7 protein-coding genes and 1 pseudogene are annotated in these 18,778 nt (G+C 33.0%); 7 read left to right on the top strand and 1 reads right to left on the bottom strand.

Annotated elements, in window-relative coordinates; genetic code table 11:
- The 4 genes and pseudogenes from ACYEKI_RS19105 to tnpA all read left to right on the top strand — a co-directional run.
- Window positions 1-543: hypothetical protein (locus ACYEKI_RS19105; RefSeq protein WP_459212817.1), on the top strand; the 543-nt coding region annotated here is incomplete at its 5' end.
- A gap of 167 nt (window positions 544-710) precedes the next feature.
- Window positions 711-1,331, top strand: a complete 621-nt coding sequence (locus ACYEKI_RS19100) for a Crp/Fnr family transcriptional regulator (RefSeq protein ID WP_459212816.1) — start codon at window positions 711-713, stop codon at window positions 1,329-1,331.
- A 106-nt stretch (window positions 1,332-1,437) separates the two neighbouring features.
- The gene (locus tag ACYEKI_RS19095; RefSeq protein WP_459212815.1) at window positions 1,438-5,511 is read left to right on the top strand and encodes a T9SS type B sorting domain-containing protein; all 4,074 of its coding nucleotides are present in this window, start codon (window positions 1,438-1,440) and stop codon (window positions 5,509-5,511) included.
- Between the two features lie 285 nt (window positions 5,512-5,796).
- Window positions 5,797-6,231 (top strand): annotated as a pseudogene (gene tnpA, locus ACYEKI_RS19090) (IS200/IS605 family transposase).
- 190 nt (window positions 6,232-6,421) lie between these two features.
- Here the strand turns inward: tnpA and ACYEKI_RS19085 are convergent.
- On the bottom strand, window positions 6,422-7,027 hold the full coding sequence (locus tag ACYEKI_RS19085; RefSeq protein ID WP_459212814.1) for a hypothetical protein: 606 nt from the start codon (window positions 7,025-7,027) through the stop codon (window positions 6,422-6,424).
- Between the two features lie 572 nt (window positions 7,028-7,599).
- Here ACYEKI_RS19085 and ACYEKI_RS19080 point away from each other — a divergent pair.
- The 3 genes from ACYEKI_RS19080 to ACYEKI_RS19070 all read left to right on the top strand — a co-directional run bounded on the left by ACYEKI_RS19080 (window position 7,600) and on the right by ACYEKI_RS19070 (window position 18,480).
- On the top strand, window positions 7,600-8,730 hold the full coding sequence (locus ACYEKI_RS19080; protein ID WP_459212813.1) for a hypothetical protein: 1,131 nt from the start codon (window positions 7,600-7,602) through the stop codon (window positions 8,728-8,730).
- 206 nt (window positions 8,731-8,936) lie between these two features.
- Entirely contained in the window at window positions 8,937-9,551 is a 615-nt protein-coding gene (locus ACYEKI_RS19075) for a hypothetical protein (protein WP_459212812.1), read from the top strand.
- Between the two features lie 10 nt (window positions 9,552-9,561).
- Window positions 9,562-18,480 carry a LamG-like jellyroll fold domain-containing protein gene (locus ACYEKI_RS19070; RefSeq protein WP_459212811.1) on the top strand — a complete coding sequence of 2,973 codons (8,919 nt, stop codon included), beginning with the start codon at window positions 9,562-9,564 and terminating at the stop codon, window positions 18,478-18,480.
- Window positions 18,481-18,778 lie beyond the last annotated feature (298 nt).

The following is an 18,778-nucleotide window of genomic DNA, read 5'->3' as shown; positions in this document are numbered from 1 at the left end:
GATGACACTGATGACACTGATGACACTGATGACACTGATGACACTGATGACACTGATGACACTGATGACACTGATGATACTGATGATACTGGAAATGATATGTTTACAAATGATTTTTCGTATTTAGATCAAGATTTTGAAATTAAGATAGTTCATGCTCAATTTAATAGAAGAGATAATACTATATTACTTGGTTTCGGTAATACAAGTCCTTTTTTCTTAACAGGAGATGATAAATTAAATCAAGTTGTATTTGGTTTTGATGGAGATCAATTACAAACATTAGAATACAATAATGTAAATGATGTAAATTATTATGAAGTATTATTAGATGCAGAAGTAGCTCCGTTACAAGTATACAATGGTGACCTTATCCTAAATTCTAATACAGCTGATAAATTAGCACAAAGTCTTCACTTTTCAATTAAAACAGTAGATACAGTTAATAAAGAAATTTCAGTAGAGTTTTCATTAACAACTACAGAAGGAGAAACTATTGAAGGGAATTATTCTGGTTCTTATGAAGAAACAGAAGTAGAATAATAATAACCTTTTTCAGATCCAAACTGGAATTTGAATCAATTTATAAATACATAACACCTATATAACTAATATTTAAATAACTCTCTATGATATTGTATAGTAATATAGGTGTTAATTATAAATCAAGTCTATTACAAAGTTGTTCTTTTTTATTCAAAAGTTTAACAATGAAAAACTCATATTTTCCTCTTTTATTTCCTAAAGAATTAATTCAAGAAATAAATACAGTAGGAGACTTTATTTCCTATGAAGAAGGAAAAACTATTTTTAAAAATAAAAAACGACTAAATCAGAATTATTTTATGTTAAGTGGACTTGTAAAAGTATACTTAAATAAAGATGATAAGAACATGTTTCTTTCTTATCACAATGGTTCGGATTTTAGAATGTTAAATGCTATTTCAACAATATCGAAACACGTTAATACATTTTATTATAATATTTTAAAATCAACAGATTTCCTCATTTTGTCTAATCAACACGTATCTGATTTTTTTTTAAGATATCCAGCTTTTAGAAGTCATGTTTTTGACTGTTATCAAAAAGAATATAAGATTACTCTTGATAAATTAGGATTTCATTTGAACGCTACTTTAAGTGAACATTTATGGAATTATTTAGAAACGAAAGCATCCGTATTAAATACACAAGAAATTCCATACTCTACTACAGAAATAGCAGAAGATTTACAATACTCTAGACAGTCTATAAATAAGGCATTAATTAAGCTTGAAAAAGAAAATAGAATTCAGCGTAGAATAAATATTATAGATATAAATGTCACATAGATAAAACTGTATTAATGATCATTTTTGAAGAGGATGGAATTCCTGATATAAATATAAAAGATACTATTAATTACAGTTTTCTAATTAAAAAGATAAATATCCCCCAATGTATAAGAATATAGTCTATTTATTAATATTAATTTATTCAAGTAATGTGTTCTCTCAAGGAGAGGCTAATAATTGGTATTTTGGAATAAATGGAGGAATAACATTTGATAATGGTATCCCTCAAGTTGTGAATGATGGAGCCTTACAGACTATTGAAGGTGTCTGTACAATTTCAGATAAGGATGGTAATTTATTATTCTATTCAGATGGACGAACTGTTTGGAATAAACGACATAGAGTTATCCAAGATGGCTCAAATTTATTTGGAAACTTTTCAAGTACTCAGTCTTCAATAGGTGTGCCGTATCCAGAAAATAATGATTTGTATTATTTGTTAACGACAGATGCTATAAGTGGTGCAGACAGAGGTTTAAGATATACTCTTTTAGATATGAGTTCAAATGGAGGTTTAGGTTCTATTGTCGAAAAAAACATTTTACTACAAGAGTCTTCTACAGAAAAATTAACAGCTGTAGGTCATGCTAATGGAATTGATTATTGGATTGTAGCACATGAAAGAGAAAATAATGTTTTTAAAAGTTATTTGGTGACCAACGCAGGGATTAGTACAACTCCTGTTGTTAGTTCGATAGGAGCTTCGTATAACTCGAGAGATGAAGTTGGATATTTAAAAATTTCACCAAATGGTAAAAAAATAGCAGCAGCGATTAGTGAGACTTTAGAAATTTTTGATTTTGATATAAGCTCAGGTAGATTAACTAATAATATTCGAATTTCTCTTCCTGCACCTCCAGAAGATACACCTTATGGTATTGAATTTTCACCTAATGGAAGATATCTATATATAACAATTGCAAATGTTACAGATGAGGTCTCATCTATGTATCAATATAATGTGTCTTTAGCAGATGCTGTAATGATAGAAAATTCTCAACAAGAAATAATAAGCGTGACTACATGCACAAATAATCCTGTAATGGGAGCTTTGCAATTAGCACCAGATGGTAATATATATGTGGCTCATACTATTGGGTTTTCTGGATATGATTATTTAGGAGTTATAAGACATTCTAATACATCAAACCCAGAGTATGACTGCCAAGGAATAAACTTAGCTCCAGGGAAGTCAACTTTAGGATTACCAAATTATATTCAATCATTTTTCGTAAGTATTTTGGATGCTGAAAATTTTTGTTTAGGTGAAGAAACTCAATTTATGGCTAATTCAATGGTAACTATTGATGCTATATCATGGGATTTTGGTGATGGAATGATATCTACAGAAATAGCACCAACTCACATATACCAAAACTCTGGTGTATATACTGTAATAGCTTCAATCACATCAGGTGGACGAACTATAGAAGAAGAAATTGAAATTGAGATATATGAAGCCCCTCAAAGTAATACTGTTACAAATTATATATTAGAGGAAAATCCTTTTGATGGGATTGCTGAATTTGATTTGATGACAAAAAATAATGAAATTTTAGGAACTCAATCAGCAACAGAGTTTAATGTAAGTTACTATATAACTCAAGATGATGCAGATAATGCGACGAATTCTTTACCAAATTTATATACGAATATATCAAATCCTCAGACTATTTATGCTAGAATTTCCAATAGTAATAATGTAGAATGTTATGCTATAACTACGTTCTTATTAGAAGTTACTCAAGGAACTTCCATAAGTAATGTTTCTGATTTTTCCATCTGTAGCTTAACGCCTAATACTGCTACTTTTGATCTGGATTCTAAGAATGATGAAGTTCTTGATGGACAAAATCCTGCTGATTTTAATATCTCTTATCATTTATCTCAGGACAATGCTGATAATAATGTTAATCCTTTAACATCGCCTTATCCATATACTGATACTTCCATGCCACTTCCTATCTTTGTACGATTAGAGGCTATTAGTGATCCTACTCAGTTTGATACCACTAGTTTTAATCTTATTGTTTCCCAAGCGCCTACAGTTACCACACCTAACGATATTATAGTTTGTGATGATAATACTAATGATGGGGTGGAATCTTTTGATTTTACAACTACCATTAGTGATATTTTGAATGGGCAAGATCCTAATGTTTTTTCGGTAACGCTCTTTGCTTCGCAAAATGACCTAGATAACAACACTAACTCATTGCCTGCTATATATCAAAATACGCAACCACAACAGCAAATATTTGCTAAAATTGAGAATACTTCTAATCCTAACTGCGTTGAACAAACTTCGTTCATGATTGGTGTTAGTTACTCTCCTTTTTCAGTAAATCCTCAAGATGTTATTGTGTGTAAAGATCCTACTGTTAATAATACTGTAACTATCGATCTTTCTGATTATGTTCTTGAAATTCTAGGTTCTCAAAATCCTGCTGATTTTACTGTCACTTACCATGCTAATGAAAATGATGCTGATGCTGATCAAAATCCACTTCCTGATGCTTTTTCTACTACAAACAACAGGGAACAAATTGTTTACCGCATTGAAAATAATTTAAATACTGATTGCTATATCAATACCACGCTAACGTTGATTGTTAATAATAGTCCTTCTATAGGTACTTTGACCGATGTTATTCTTTGTGATGACAACAATGATGGTACTGTTACTTTTGATCTATCTTCTAAAGATAGTGAAGCATTAGATGGTCAAGACCCTACAGTTTACCAAGTTTTATATTTTGCTTCTCAAACTGATTTAGATAATAATGCTAACGCACTACCTTCTGATTATCAAAACACACAAGCTCAAGAACAAATCTTTGTAAGAATATACCCTATCAATGATGTTGATTGTTTTAATCAATCTTCTTTTAATTTAACAGTTTCTCCTACTCCAATAATTGCTTCGACTTCTTTAGCATTGGATAATTGCGGAACTATGGGAGTAGCTGCTTTTGATTTAATAGAAAATAATGATGACATATTAGGTAATCAATCCGCTACAGCGGTGACTATAACTTATCATACTTCAAGTGATGATGCTATGAATAATACCAATGCTATCGCTGCTCCAGAGAACTATACGAGTCAACAAGATGGAGAAGAAATCTTTATTCGTATAGAAAGCAATACCAATACAGCGTGTTTTGCTACCGATAGTTTTATTTTAAATGTGTTTGAAATTCCTACAGCAGGAATAGTGACTGATTTAGAATTATGCGATGCTAATGCAAATATTATTAACTATGATTTAAGTTTTAGTTTCCCAGAGATTTTAGGAACACAAGATGCGGCTTTATTTGATATCAGTTTTTATACCTCACAAGCAGATGCAGATGCTAGAACAAATGAATTAGACTTAAATCAAGAAACATCAGAAACCAGTACTACAGTTTTTGCACGTATAGAGAATATAGGTAACACTATTTGTTATCAAACCACGTCGTTTAATATCCTAAAAAGAGAATCTCCAGTATTAACTATCGCAGATGAGGTGTTTATTTGTCCTGGAGAAACTTTAACCGTTACTGCCGATGCTGGATATGATGACTATGAATGGTCTACTGGCGAAACTACAGAAAGTATTGATATCACAACTCCAGGAGAATATAGTGTAACTGTAACCGCAAATTACAATGCTATAAACTGTACAACAACCAAAACGTTTATGGTAACTGCATCTATTGTACCTCAGTCCATAGATGTGATTGTAGTGGATTTTAAACCTGCATCACAAAACAATATCAAAGTTATAGCAGCAGGTGATGGGGATTTTGAATACTCTATAGATGGTTCCTCATTTCAGGAAAGCAATGTATTTACCAATGTAGAACCAGGAGATTATACTGCTTTTGTTAGAGATAAAGGACAATGTGTAATTTTATCTAAAGAATTCTATGTCTTGGGTTATCCGCTATTCTTTACACCTAATGGAGATGGATTTAATGAAGTGTGGCAAATTCTTAACCCTGATAGAGAACCTGAAAATAGAATATACATCTTTGATCGTTACGGAAAATTACTGACTAATTTCACACAAGGAGATATTGGTTGGGATGGAACTTATAACGGCAAACAAATGCCTGCTACAGATTATTGGTTTAAAGTAGAACGTATCAACGGACAAACCATTAAAGGTCATTTTACACTTAAGCGATAGATAGAGGCATTATAATAATGCCAAAGTGTTTTTTAAAAGTCATACAAGTATGTATGGCTTTTTTTTATATTAAATAATCATCACTTTAGTTATAATTAATATGTTAAGGATTAATTGGTTGTTAATGTGGGATTTAGGAGTGGTTACTTATTGTAGAAAATAATGAAAAAATCAATAAGATTTTGTTTATAACAAATAGTATTTGTTGGTCTCAAATTAGGGTGAAAACCCTGCAAATTCATTGCAGCACTTTAGTAATGCGAAAAAATCTATATTTTCGGTATGATGAATTCGTATATAAGAAAAGGTTCTCATACCACAAGTCGTTTGAGCTGTCATATAGTTTGGTGCAGCAAGTATCGTTAAAAAGTTTTGAAAGGAGATGTTCAATTTCGATGTAGAGAGTTGCTGATCCAAATATGAGAAGCTGAGGATATTGATATATTGAAAGGAGTTGTAAGTTCTGACCACGTTCATATGCACATAGAATATGCTCCTAAGTTGAGTGTTAGTTATATAGTAAAGCAATTGAAAGGAAGGACATCACGGAAGTTGCAACAAGAGTTCAGACAATTGGGTTATCGTTATTGGGGGAAGCATTTTTGGGCAAGTGGTTATGGAGTGTGGAGTACAGGTAATATTACTGACAAGATGGTCAATGAATATTTGGAGCACCATAGAAAAGATGATAGTGATAATTCCAATTTCATATTGGAATGAGGTATAGGGACTTTAGTCCCTAATAAGATCAAACCTCTGCACTTTTAGTGCAGAGTGGTTTAGTATTTGTATAATATTAAAACGATAAAAAACAGGAGGTCTATCTATTTTAAACCCCCTGTTTTATCCTAAACCTAATTAAACCGTTTACAACGATGATACATTTATCCCAGTAAAACAGACATAGAAATTAAAAAGCAGATAGATTATATGCTCCTGTATAATTACCAATTAAAACTTCACCATCAACTCTTGTTACAGTGAATTCTACTTTTATAGTTTTGGCATTAGTGTCAATTTCTCTAACTTTAAGAGAAAGATCAGAAGCTCTAAGAGTTTCAAATTGATCTCCTGGACTACTAGTGATTTCTGATACACCATTAAAAACTTGCAAAAATCCAATGTTTGCATCTCTTAAGAAACGATAATGCTCAAAATTAGTAATTTCTGTTCCTGATAGTTCATTTAAATTTGGACCAATTTCAGAAGTCGTAAGTGATAATTCACTTAAGGAGGTAGCTCCTGTAGAATAGAAAGAATGAGTGTTACCAAAACTAATTGTTGAGGTAATATCTCCAAAAATAGAACTTCTTTGTTGAATAACCATTACGTTAGCATCGTACTGTTTACCATCGAATTCAAAAGTGTTGTTTTGAGAGTTTTTGCTGTGCTCCGTGACTTCTATAGATTTGTCTAATTGAACAGGCTCATTAAGATCTAAATCACTAGAACATGATGTGATAAAAGCCATACCTAGTATAGCAAATAAACTTAGTGGGAATGATGTTTTCTTCATTATATTATTTTTTAGTTCAATGATCTAAAATATTTCAAAACATAAGAGAATACTATTACATAAATCACCTAGGAACTTTGTTCATATAACTTTAGTTAAAAGAAGATTAGAGGGTATAGACTGATAAAGCTTTGGTGTTTTTAATTTTAAGAGAATAAATTTGAAAACTTAAAAATTAACGATTTAAAATAAACTTTAACAAAACCTTTTATTAGACAATAGATAGTGTATTCTGTACAGAGAAAGTGATATAAAACAGCCTTATTAAAGAACTGTTTATTTAGAAATTTGAATACTATTAAAATTTTAATAAAAAATAATTATAAAAGACAAAAAACTAAAAATAATAGGTCTATAATAATAGAATATATAGAGGATAGTTTTGAAAAATGTAGGGTTTTGAATTTTAGTTTTTTAAGGCTCTATACATGATATTAGAAATAATAGATAAAAATACGCTATTCATAAAAAAGTATTTACTGAACAAGTTACCAATGTGATAAACGTCGTTATATAGTGTTTTCTTTTGATCTAGTTTTATCGAAATAATTAGTAATTAAAAATAAGATAAAATGAAAAAGAAAAACAAAATTACACTTATAACTGGTTTAATGTTAGGCTTGGCTAGCATAGGTTTGCAGGCACAAGGAGGGGGAGTTGGAACTACTTCATCAAGTAGAGATAGAGCTCCTGGTTTTGATTTGGTAAATAGTAGAGAATCGGGTATCTATTTTAGGGCTGATAGTGATAATGATAGAAATCGAGAGTCTTTTAGATTTGTGATTGGAGGTGGAAATGAAAGTAATTTTAATGCCGAGATTAATAGAAAAGGATTTTTGCTGAGAGGCTTGTCTGGATCTGATTATGCAGAATTTGAAAGTAATAGGGGATTAAGAATCACATCTAATTCAGATAAGAACAATGCTGCTGAACCTATCTTATTTAGAGTAGGTAATAATTCTAGCTTTAATGATATAGTAAGAATGTCATTCAATGAGTTTTATGTTTTTAAACGAGCTATATTTGAAGGTGCAGCAACAGTAACAAGGAATTTAATAGTGCATGGACAATTAGGAATAGGAACTAGTATTCCTTCTGAGAAGATTCATATAAATAATGGTAATATTAGAGTTGATGGAGGACAATATCAAAGTCATGGTTCAATAATATTACATCCAGATGTAGATGGAACGGGAGATGATAGTATCGAATTTAGAAATTCATCGAATGAAGAAATGGCAAAAGTCCAAGATGGTGAATTGCGTTTACATAGAAGAGGGACTAAAGGAGGATTGATTAGCTCTAATGCAGAGTTAAAATTTCAACCTGATAATGACGACACAGGAGATGATAGAGTTTTATTTTTAAATCAAAGTGGAGATGTAATGGTGCATATTCAAGATGGCGTGATTACCACAGATCAAGTACAATTAAATGTAACTACCTTCCCAGATTATGTATTTGCTAAAGATTATAAGTTGATGCCACTTAAAGAAGTAGCGCAATACATTAAGACTAATAAACACTTACCTAATATGCCTACTGAGGCAGAAGTAGTAGCAGAAGGAATGAATGTAGGCCAAATCAATACCGTTTTAGTTGAAAAAGTAGAAGAATTGACATTACATACGATCAATCAAGAAGAAAAGATTGAGCAATTGATGAAAAAGATTGAAGCGCTAGAAGCAGCAATGAATAAATAAAAACCCAAAAGAATGTTTGAGTTGTCAGTTTGAGTGATTGTTTCGTTTTTTTAAACGAGACAATTATATCGAGAACATAACATATCAAACATCAATATCCCTTAAGATAAGACGATTAAATTAGTAGGTCTTCTCATTGTTTAAAAAGAAAAAAGCAATGAGTAGGACAACTCTTGTCTTTATGTAAGGAGAATAAAAGTAAAAATATGAAAAAAATATATCAATTTATGGTGTTATTATTACTGGGATGTACTAGTGTAGTAGCACAAGAAAATAATGAGACCTATCTATATAGATTTGTCTGTCAAGATCAAAGTGATGGGACAACTTATGTATTGCATCATAATCTAGAAACAAATGCAGCAGAATTAACCCCTATTTCTAGTGAAGAGTTAAATCATACAGATGGTTTTTTACAATCATTTATACTACAGCCTATAGAAGGTAGAAGAGGAGCTGTACTAATAGCATCAGCAAAGGCACCAAATTATTTTTTAAAAAGAGCAGGAGTTCCTTTTGCTGCTCCAAGAACTGGAGGTGAACCAGTAATGTTTGAGACACTTACTCAAGAAGATGATGTGCGATTATACAGTTGGGAGATCGTATTGCAAGATGAAGAAGATCCAGAAATTATATCTATAGAAGTAGGAGGTCTTAGACAATTTAGACAGTTTGGATTACATACACCAATAGATGGTACAGTACCTGAAGTTACATTTTTTAGAAATACTTCTGGGCAAAGATTAACCAGAGTGATAGATGATGAAACTGTAGCAGGAAGATTTAAGTATAGATTACAAAAAATAAAGAACGTATTCTAAATAACAATATATGAAAAAGAATTATATACGCTATATATTGTTATGGGTTATGACAATATGTATGGGCTTAACTAATATCCATGCCCAAGTAGAAAGACCTCCAGTATTAATGCTTAATGGAGGAAATGGATATACTACTCATTTTGATACCAAAACACAATTAACCTCAGAATTGCTTAATGGAGGAATAGACAGACAAGCTACGATAGAGTTTTGGGTCATGGGATCAAAAGGACCAGAAGATCCAGATGAGACTTATGAACCATGGCGATTATCCAATTTAAAAAAAGGAAGTGATGAGTTTACCGTAATGGGATCAAGAGATCAATTACAATTAACAATAGGAAATGCTGTAATTCCGGATATTGAATTAGCTGCTTCTTCTCGTTTAGAAGATAATGAATGGCATCATATAGCCTTGACTTTTGCTCCTGGTGCTATGCAAACGCAACAAAGCTTACGTATATATATAGATGGTATACAGCAAACAGTAATGCAGTACGAAGCGAGTATTCAACCCGAGTATTTATATTTTACCATAGCAGCTCACGATCAATTGAGTATAGCAGAGTTTAGAGCCTGGAATCGTAGACGAACACAATTGCAAATAGAAGAAAATCGCTTTCGTTCCTTTTTTAATGAAAATGCTACAAACCTAAATACTTTAGCAAATGCAGGATTAGTAATTGCTTATGTAGATAATAGTTTTGTAGAAGCACCATTAAATAATTTACCTCAATTAGAAGCTACAACGTGGACGAATAGAATGACACTAGTAACTAATCCAGTAATACAAACACAAAGTGCACGTGTATCAAGTAGAGTATTTGGAACTAGTGGAGTTCGTTTAGCCGAGTTAACGACTATGGCAGATCATCCTATTTTTGGTTTGGATGATGTATTGTTACAAGCAACAGATGGAAATGGAGCAGATTTTACTGCAGTATCAGGAGGAAGAGATGGGATCACTTTACGATGGCCGCATCTTAGAGATATCACTAGTTATACCATCTCAAGAAGAGATTTAGCAGATCCTAATAGCCTACCTAGTAGAATAGAAACAAAAGAAGTAGCTGCAGATTTTCCAATATCAACTTTTGTATCTTTTTTTGATGACAAGGTGTTACCAAATGAATTGTATGAATATACAGTAACACCAAATCAAGGTGGTAATCCAGGAATAGATAATGGATTAGTCTTTGCAAATGGTGTAGTAGAAGGAGAAATCCAAACTCCTCTTAGTGTTGCTACTCAAAATGCATTAGTAACAGCAGTACCAGAATCAGGAGATACTCCTGGAAGTGCTTTAGAGTTTAGACCCAATACATCTACACCCATAGGGATTAATGATGTAACTATTTTTGAGCAAGCAGCAGGAAGAGGAACAATAGAGTTTTGGTATAGAACCCCAAGTTCTAACGCTGGAGAAAACACGGTATTTAAATTAGATGTAGGAGAAATACGAATTACCAATACAACAATTAGTGTACAATCGTTAAATCCTACAAACCCAGAAAATACAATTACGTATTTAACCACTACAAAACCAGATGATACCGATTGGCATCATTATGCACTTACGTTTAGCCCAGATGGAGGAGCTTTATATATTGATGGAGGAATTGCTCCAACTAATGGCGCAAGGGAGTTTACAGCAAATGTAACTACGACAAATCCATTTGTAGTAGGATTAAATAGAAGTTCTCAATTTTCATTTAATGCAGCTGTAAATAATACCTATCAGTTAGATGAAATCCGTATTTGGAAAGGAAGACGCTCAACAATTGAGATAGGACGATATAAGAATTTGATCATCACAGGAGAAGAAGAGAATTTATTAGCGTATTATCGTTTTGATTTACCAGATGCGACTACTATATACAATCAGGCTTTTACAACTAGAGGAAGATTATCAGGTAGTAGTATAAATAATTTAATACGATTAAGTTCAAGTGATCAGGCACCAATTACCTATGGAGCATATACAGATATGGATGGACGTTATGAGATTACTACTATCAATGCAGGAAGACAAGGTAATGGATTGTCCTACAGAATAACTCCATCAAGACCTAATAGTGATTTTATGCCTGAAAATGTAATACGAGAAATAGAACGATCATTAACACCAGAGGATAAGCAGGCTAATTTTACGGATAATTCGGCATTACCAATTTCAGGACGTATAGTATACCGTGTTCCAGATACAGATAATCCAGCAGAATTGTTTGATATTCCTTCATTACAAGGTACAGGTATAGAGGTAAATGGTAATTTAGTAACGAGTACAGATCCTAATGCACAAGTACGAACTAATGCAGATGGAGTATATGTAATCACAGCTACGCCAGGAAGACGTACTATACGAGTAGCACAAAACATAATTTCAGATTTAGATGATGATAATACAAATGCAGATAAAATAAGTTTGGATTTTGATGGAACCACAGGTTATGTAGAAAGTAGTTCTAATATTGTATTAAATGATACAGATAGCTTTACATGGTCAGGTTTTGTATTACCAGATCTAATAGAAGAAGGAATAGGAGAAACATTTAACCCAATACAAACCATATTACATTGGGGAGCGTTACGATTAGAACTTAGAAATAATGAACATGTATATCTAGTAATTAATGACACAGATATATTAAATGCAACAATAGAGCGTAATTCTAGATATGCCTTTTTTGCTATAAGTGCAGACCCTAATACCAATACGGTAGCATTAAAAGTAAATAATAACTATCGTACTGCATTATACAATGGCTTGATGATTAATGATAAGGTATATCTAGGAGCACAAAATGTAGGTACAGGAACTGAACCTAGAATTAATTTCTCTAGAGCTAATATGGATATTTTAGAATATAGAACAGATGCTTATAGTCCTGGAATATTAGAAGATATTAGAAATGGAGAAGTACTTACAGATGATGATGCGTTGACTTTATCGTATTCTTTTGAACATGAAAGAGGAGAAAGAGCAGTTAATTTAGCTGTAAATGAAGGGTCTGGAGATAATGAATTTTTAATATTACAAGGAGGGGCATTTTTTGATAATATGTCAACTTCAGGATACTTTAGAAGGTTTGAATATAGTTATAGAGCGATAGGAAAAGATGCAGTTGCTCCTTTAATAGATCCTACAAATGATAGTCAATATGTATTTGATGTAATAGAAGCTGTGTCTAGTGTCAATTTTGAAAATACAACAAGAAGATCTTTTGTAGGGAATATTGTAGTACCGTGTAATTATGGAGTAGGAGAATGGACTGGAACAATCACACGTACAGATATTGCTTTTCCTACATATGAAAGAGTAATTGATAGAAGTAACTTTAATGGAGAAAATACGGTTTTTGAAGTACATGATTTGGTACCAGGACAATATACTGTGAGTTTAACAAACGAAGATACAGGAAGACAAGTACAATCTCCAATTTTGGATTTAAGAAGAGGTAATCTAAGTTATGATTTTCAATTTAGAAATCCTATTGAAGTTGAAACTACTTTTTATCAATTAAGAGAAGGAGAATTAGCACAGATCATAGGCGGAACATTAATGATGACCCAAGCACAACTTGATGAGCGATTAGTAACCGCTTCATGTAGTGATGATGATGGGGTTATTTATACAACTCCAGCTGGAGTAGGAATGATATTTACAATTAATGTATTTGAGCGATATGGATCAAATGTTTGTCCGGTAGAAGGCGCAGCGGTAGCTATAGGAGGAAGTATGCTTTCAGGAAACTTAAGTATGGATTCAAATGATTTAGGATTTGCAAACTTTGCAACGACGACTACAAATATCCCAAATTTTATAGCACCATATCTTAATAGTCTTACTGTAGCGGTGTCTCATGAAGGACGAAATAAAAATGCAAACGAAAGAGCATATGTAACAGGTTCGCAACGAGGTAATAATGATTTTACATTAATAGATCCTACTATAGGATATGTATTACATGATCCACCAGGAGATGGAAGTTCAACTACTATTTCAGAGGGAGCTACGTATACGTATTCAAAAACAGTTGAAGGTGGATTTGATACGGCAACTAGTGTTGTAGGTATGCCAGCAGGAATTTCTTTAGAAACATCACAGATCAACTTAGCAGTTGTAGCACCTGCAGGAGCTGGGTTAGCGACAGGGGTGTCTTCAAGGTTTGTAGAGAGTGAAACAGGTTTTTCTATTGGAGGTAATATAAATTCAACCTATAGAAGAACAACAGGAAACGGTAATAGTGTATCAGTATCAAGAAGTATCTCTACTCCTACATTTGATACGTATGTAGGTCAAGATGCAGATGTGTTTATAGGTACTTCACAAGTATTAACTTTTGGTACAGGGCGTACCTTAACGGTGACTAATTGTACTGTAGATATTGATACAGATAGAATGGCGATGACTGCAGATGAAGCTACTCCATTTGCTTTTACAAGACAACAGATAGAAGATGATATTATACCAGATTTACAACGTTTATTTATAGAGCGACATGATGAATTATTTCCTCCTGCAGCAGAAAGTGTAGCAGCAAGAAATACAATTGATTTACAGTTAACTATAGATGGATTTAATTTTGACCCAAGTCCAGCAGATGCAGATGAGGATTTAGTACGATATTTTATAGAAGCTCAAAGATGGCAGGAAATTGTTAAAAGACCGAGTAGAGCAGAGTTTCTAGATCAGTTTAATAGAGGAGCTACTTTTGAGGATACAACTAATAATCTAAGACCTGGAGAAGCCGGTAATGTTCCTGATATAGATAGTGAGTTTTCCTTTTCGTCAGGAACAACAATTACCTATGAATTAACTAGATCTGTAAATAATAGTGAGCAAAACTCAGGAAATGTAAGTGGAGGAGTAGATACACAGTTTACAACAAGGCATAATATACTAGGAGCCACAGTAGGTTTAACCACAAGCTTATCTATTTCAGGGGTAGTAGGTGGTAGTGATGGTACAGAAAATGAAAATACTAGAGTTGATAGTATTACTTTAACAGATGATGACGCAGGAGATAACTTTAATGTAAGAATACGTAGAGATCCAGTCTATGATACGCCTATGTTTTTTACTGCAGCAGGAGATAGTCGTTGTCCTTTTGAATCTGGAACGGTGCCTATTGATGGAGTACAGTTAGTTGTAGACAAAACAGTAGGTTTTGGTACAGGAGATGAATCTATTTTATATACGTTAACCCTACGTAATACAAGAAGATCTGATGCTTTAAATACTAATAATAGATATTTTGTAGGGATTAATGCAGCTAGTAATAATGAAGGAGCACAAATTTTCTTGAACGAATCACCTATTTTTGAACCTACTACACGATCAGAGTTTGTTTTTGGACCAGATCCAAGTTCACCTACAGGTTATACACAAGAAATTACAGCACAACTGCGCATCGCTAGAGGATTAGATGCACCAGAAAATATTTCGTATAAAGATTTAGGAATTCAAATTTTTTCAGAATGTGAGCGAGGGGTATACCAAGCCTATAGAGTAGATGAATATGAAGAAGTTGGTGTAGTACCTTTTCATGAAATATTTTTGACAGCACATTTTAGTGGGGCTTGTATAAATGAGATTGAAGCAGATTTACCAACAGATGATTGGGTAGTAAACGGTAGTGATGATAATGAATTAGATTTTAGATTTAGAATTCCAGAGGTTGTAAATGATGAGATCGATGATGATTTTAAAGTCTTATTAGAATATGCAATACCAGGAAATAACAATTCATTTGTATTAAAAGAATTAACCTTAAATCAGTTAAAAGAGCATATGGACCGTCGTGGAACTGGTTTTGTAGAGTATACAGCAGATGTATCAGCACTAGTTGATGGAATGTATAGATTTAGAATTACCCCATTCTGTGATGATGGTGGTTCAAATATTCCCTCTAGTAGAACGAATCCAACAGCATATGTTACAGGAACAATTACTAGATCTGCACCAAATGTAGTAAGTACGACGCCTACTAGTGGAGGAATATTAGAAAGCGGACAGATTTCGGCTACGTTTAGTAGTGCTATTAATCCAGTTACAGTCAATAGCAGTACGGTATCCTTAAGAGGAATTTTAGGAGGAGTACCAGCGGAATTAAAATCGGGAGAATTTGCAGAAATTTCAGATGAAGTGACGATTCCTCATCAACCAGAATTTAATATTACAGAAGCGTTTACCATAGAAATGTGGGTGAATCCATCGCGATTTCCAAATACAGGAACGGTACCAATTCTTAAAAAAGGAGGAAACTATAAAGTAGAATTAACTTCAGAAGGAAGAATTAGAGTAAATGATCAGGTAACTTCGACGGTTTCCTTATCATCACTTGAGTGGACACATGTAGCGGTAGTTTATGATGGAGTAAATACCATTACCGTATATTATAATGGAGCTTCTGTGGGATCAGGAAACTTTACTACGGGATTAGTAACTAATTCTGAGCCAATTCAAATCGCAGGAGTTAGTAATGAAGACTCGTATGTAGGATTATTAGATGAAGTACGTATATGGACAGAGTTGCGATCACCTTTAGAAATTGTAACAAATATGGATCGTCAGCTTGTAGGAAATGAAGTGAATTTTATGGCGTATTTTGTATTTGATGACAATGCATTAGAAGGAGAAGATGGAGCACCAGATGAAGCTATTAGGGATTTTACGGGACATGCCATAGGAACTACAGCAACTGGATTAACCTTTGTTACAGGTGAAGGAGTAGCAGCACCATTAGATATAACTAGAATGGTTCAAGATTTACAGTTTAATATAGAAGTATCAAATAATGATACCACTGTAAATATTATACCTGTGTTTACGCCTCAAGAAATAGAGGGAGCTAGTTTAACTGCAATGATAACTAATAGAGTAGAAGATCCGTCAGGAAACAGAGTAAGAGGAGCTTCATGGGATTTTGTAGTCAATCGTAATACCTTGGCTTGGAGTCAAAATAATATACGAATTAGACAAGAACAAGGAACCTCTTCTAGAGTAACTACGATAGATTTAGATAATTCAGAAGGAGGAGTAGCAATTACATATCGTTTTGCAAACTTACCAGCATGGTTAAGTGTAGAACAAAGAAATGGTACAGGTACTACAGAAATACAAGCAGGAAATACACAACGTATAGAAGCGTTACAAGTAGAGCGAGATCTAGAATTTGTAGTAGCACCATTCCTTAATCCCGGAATACATACAACTAATGTATTTATAGAAACCTTTAATGCTACAACAGGATTACCTTTAGGAACAGAAGTATTCCAGTTAGAAGTAGATGTATTCTGTACAGCACCAGCATATAGCTCAGGATTTAATTCTGGATTATTTAGAGGAAATATGAGTTTTACAGGAGAATTGTTTATAGAAGGACGAGGTATTCAGTCTATGGACGAAGGAGATATAGTAGCAGCGTATCTTAATAGCGAATTTAGAGGATCTGCTAATGTAGACAGTAATGGATTAGTGAACTTGGCTGTATTTGGTAATACAGGTGAATCAGGTAATTTAAGTTTTAGAATCTGGGATGCATCAGAGTGTACAGAGTATGAGGGAATTGTAGAAGAATACCCATATAGTTTTAGAGGGCGATTCGGATCAAGAATAATTCCTATAAGCTTTACCGTAGGAGAACGTTTGAGTAGAAGGATTCCAATAGTACCAGGATTCCAGGAATTGAGTTTTAATGTAAGAGATAATGCATCATCAAATAAATTATCCATTACTTCAATCACAGGATTAGTTAGTGGAGATGAAATTTCAGATGCAGTTGATGAATCAATTATTGCTACAGTAGATTCAGATGGAACGTATATTTTTACAGATCCAAATACAACAAGTTTAGATGTAAGAAAAGCATATACCATTAGATCTACTCAAACTTCTAATAGTATGATACAAATTCAAGGTATACCAGTACCAGTAGATACTAATATAGCTATAGCAGGTAGTAATGTCTTTAACGGTATAGGGTATTTACCAAATGAATTATTAAGAGTACCAGTAGCGCTTCGATCATTAACCTCTGCGACAACAATGACAACTACAACAATAAGTGAAGGAGATCGCATAGAACGAAGAGGATTGAGTGCAGAATATACTGAAGACGATGGTTGGGTAGGAAATTTAACACATTTAACACCAGGATTAGGATATCTCTATACGGCAACAAATGATGGTATATTAAACTATAGCGGAGTAGCCTCAAATAGTGCTAGTGCTGCAAGACAAGCGAATAGTAATGGAGAAGTTGAAATCTCATACCTAGATAAGGCACATATATTAGGATGGGAAATGAATCCTAATGCCTATGCGCGATTCATGTATATGACAGCGGTAGTAGATGCAGCGCAATTAGATGCTTCTAGAGAATATACTATTGCAGCATTTATAGGAGATGAAGTAAGAGGTGTAGCCAAACCACAACTAATTGATGGACAATATCACTATTTTATGGGGATAGGAGCCAATGAGAGTGCAGAGGTTATATTTAAATTATTTGATGGAGAGAAAGTAGTTACATTAGATAATGAAGAAGCTTTTGATCATACAGTATTATTAGGAGCAATGAAAGCACCTTATGTGTTGAGTTACACCCCTGATAATGAAGCTGAAGAAGTAGTATTAAATGGTGTATTAGGGTTGAGTTTAGGACAAAATATACCTAATCCTATGACCGATGCTACACAGATTAGTTATAGTATTCCAGAAGATGGACATGTAGACATTAGTTTATATAATGTATTAGGACAAAAGTTATACACCTTTGTATCAGATACGGTAAAAGGAAATGTATTACATACTGTTGATTGGAATGGTATTACAGAAGAACATGTATTATCAAGTGGTATCTATGTATATAAACTGAATTACGAAGGTCAAGAACTACAACGTAAGTTGGTAATTGAATAATTAAGTTTTTGATAGATTTTGACCAGATAAAGCCTCTCTAATTTTAGAGAGGCTTTATTTATTATGTCAAATAGAAAAATTAAAGGATAATCAATCCCTTTGATTTACTAAGAATTAGCTCCGCATCATTTTCTAAAAAGTTCGATATTTGCCCTGTATTCAGTACTGAAAGGGAAGGATCATTAGAGATATGATCTTTCCCTTTTTTATTTTTACTAGTATTCTTTGAGATAGAATAAATAAATCTTTTTTAAGAATATAAATTAAAGGACTGTCTCTTTTTCGGAGCCAAAGAAAA

This window comes from Aquimarina rhabdastrellae, from assembly GCA_947387485.1.
Classification (GTDB): domain Bacteria; phylum Bacteroidota; class Bacteroidia; order Flavobacteriales; family Flavobacteriaceae; genus Aquimarina.
This window is presented reverse-complemented; position numbering and strand designations above follow the sequence as displayed.

Excerpts from the sequence above, each read along its gene's own strand:
- ACYEKI_RS19100 (WP_459212816.1), top strand. The coding sequence starts at position 711 with ATGAAAAACTCATATTTTCCTCTTTTATTTCCTAAAGAATTAATTCAA.
- ACYEKI_RS19095 (WP_459212815.1), top strand. The coding sequence starts at position 1,438 with ATGTATAAGAATATAGTCTATTTATTAATATTAATTTATTCAAGTAAT.
- ACYEKI_RS19085 (WP_459212814.1), bottom strand. The coding sequence starts at position 7,027 with ATGAAGAAAACATCATTCCCACTAAGTTTATTTGCTATACTAGGTATG.
- ACYEKI_RS19080 (WP_459212813.1), top strand. The coding sequence starts at position 7,600 with ATGAAAAAGAAAAACAAAATTACACTTATAACTGGTTTAATGTTAGGC.
- ACYEKI_RS19075 (WP_459212812.1), top strand. The coding sequence starts at position 8,937 with ATGAAAAAAATATATCAATTTATGGTGTTATTATTACTGGGATGTACT.
- ACYEKI_RS19070 (WP_459212811.1), top strand. The coding sequence starts at position 9,562 with ATGAAAAAGAATTATATACGCTATATATTGTTATGGGTTATGACAATA.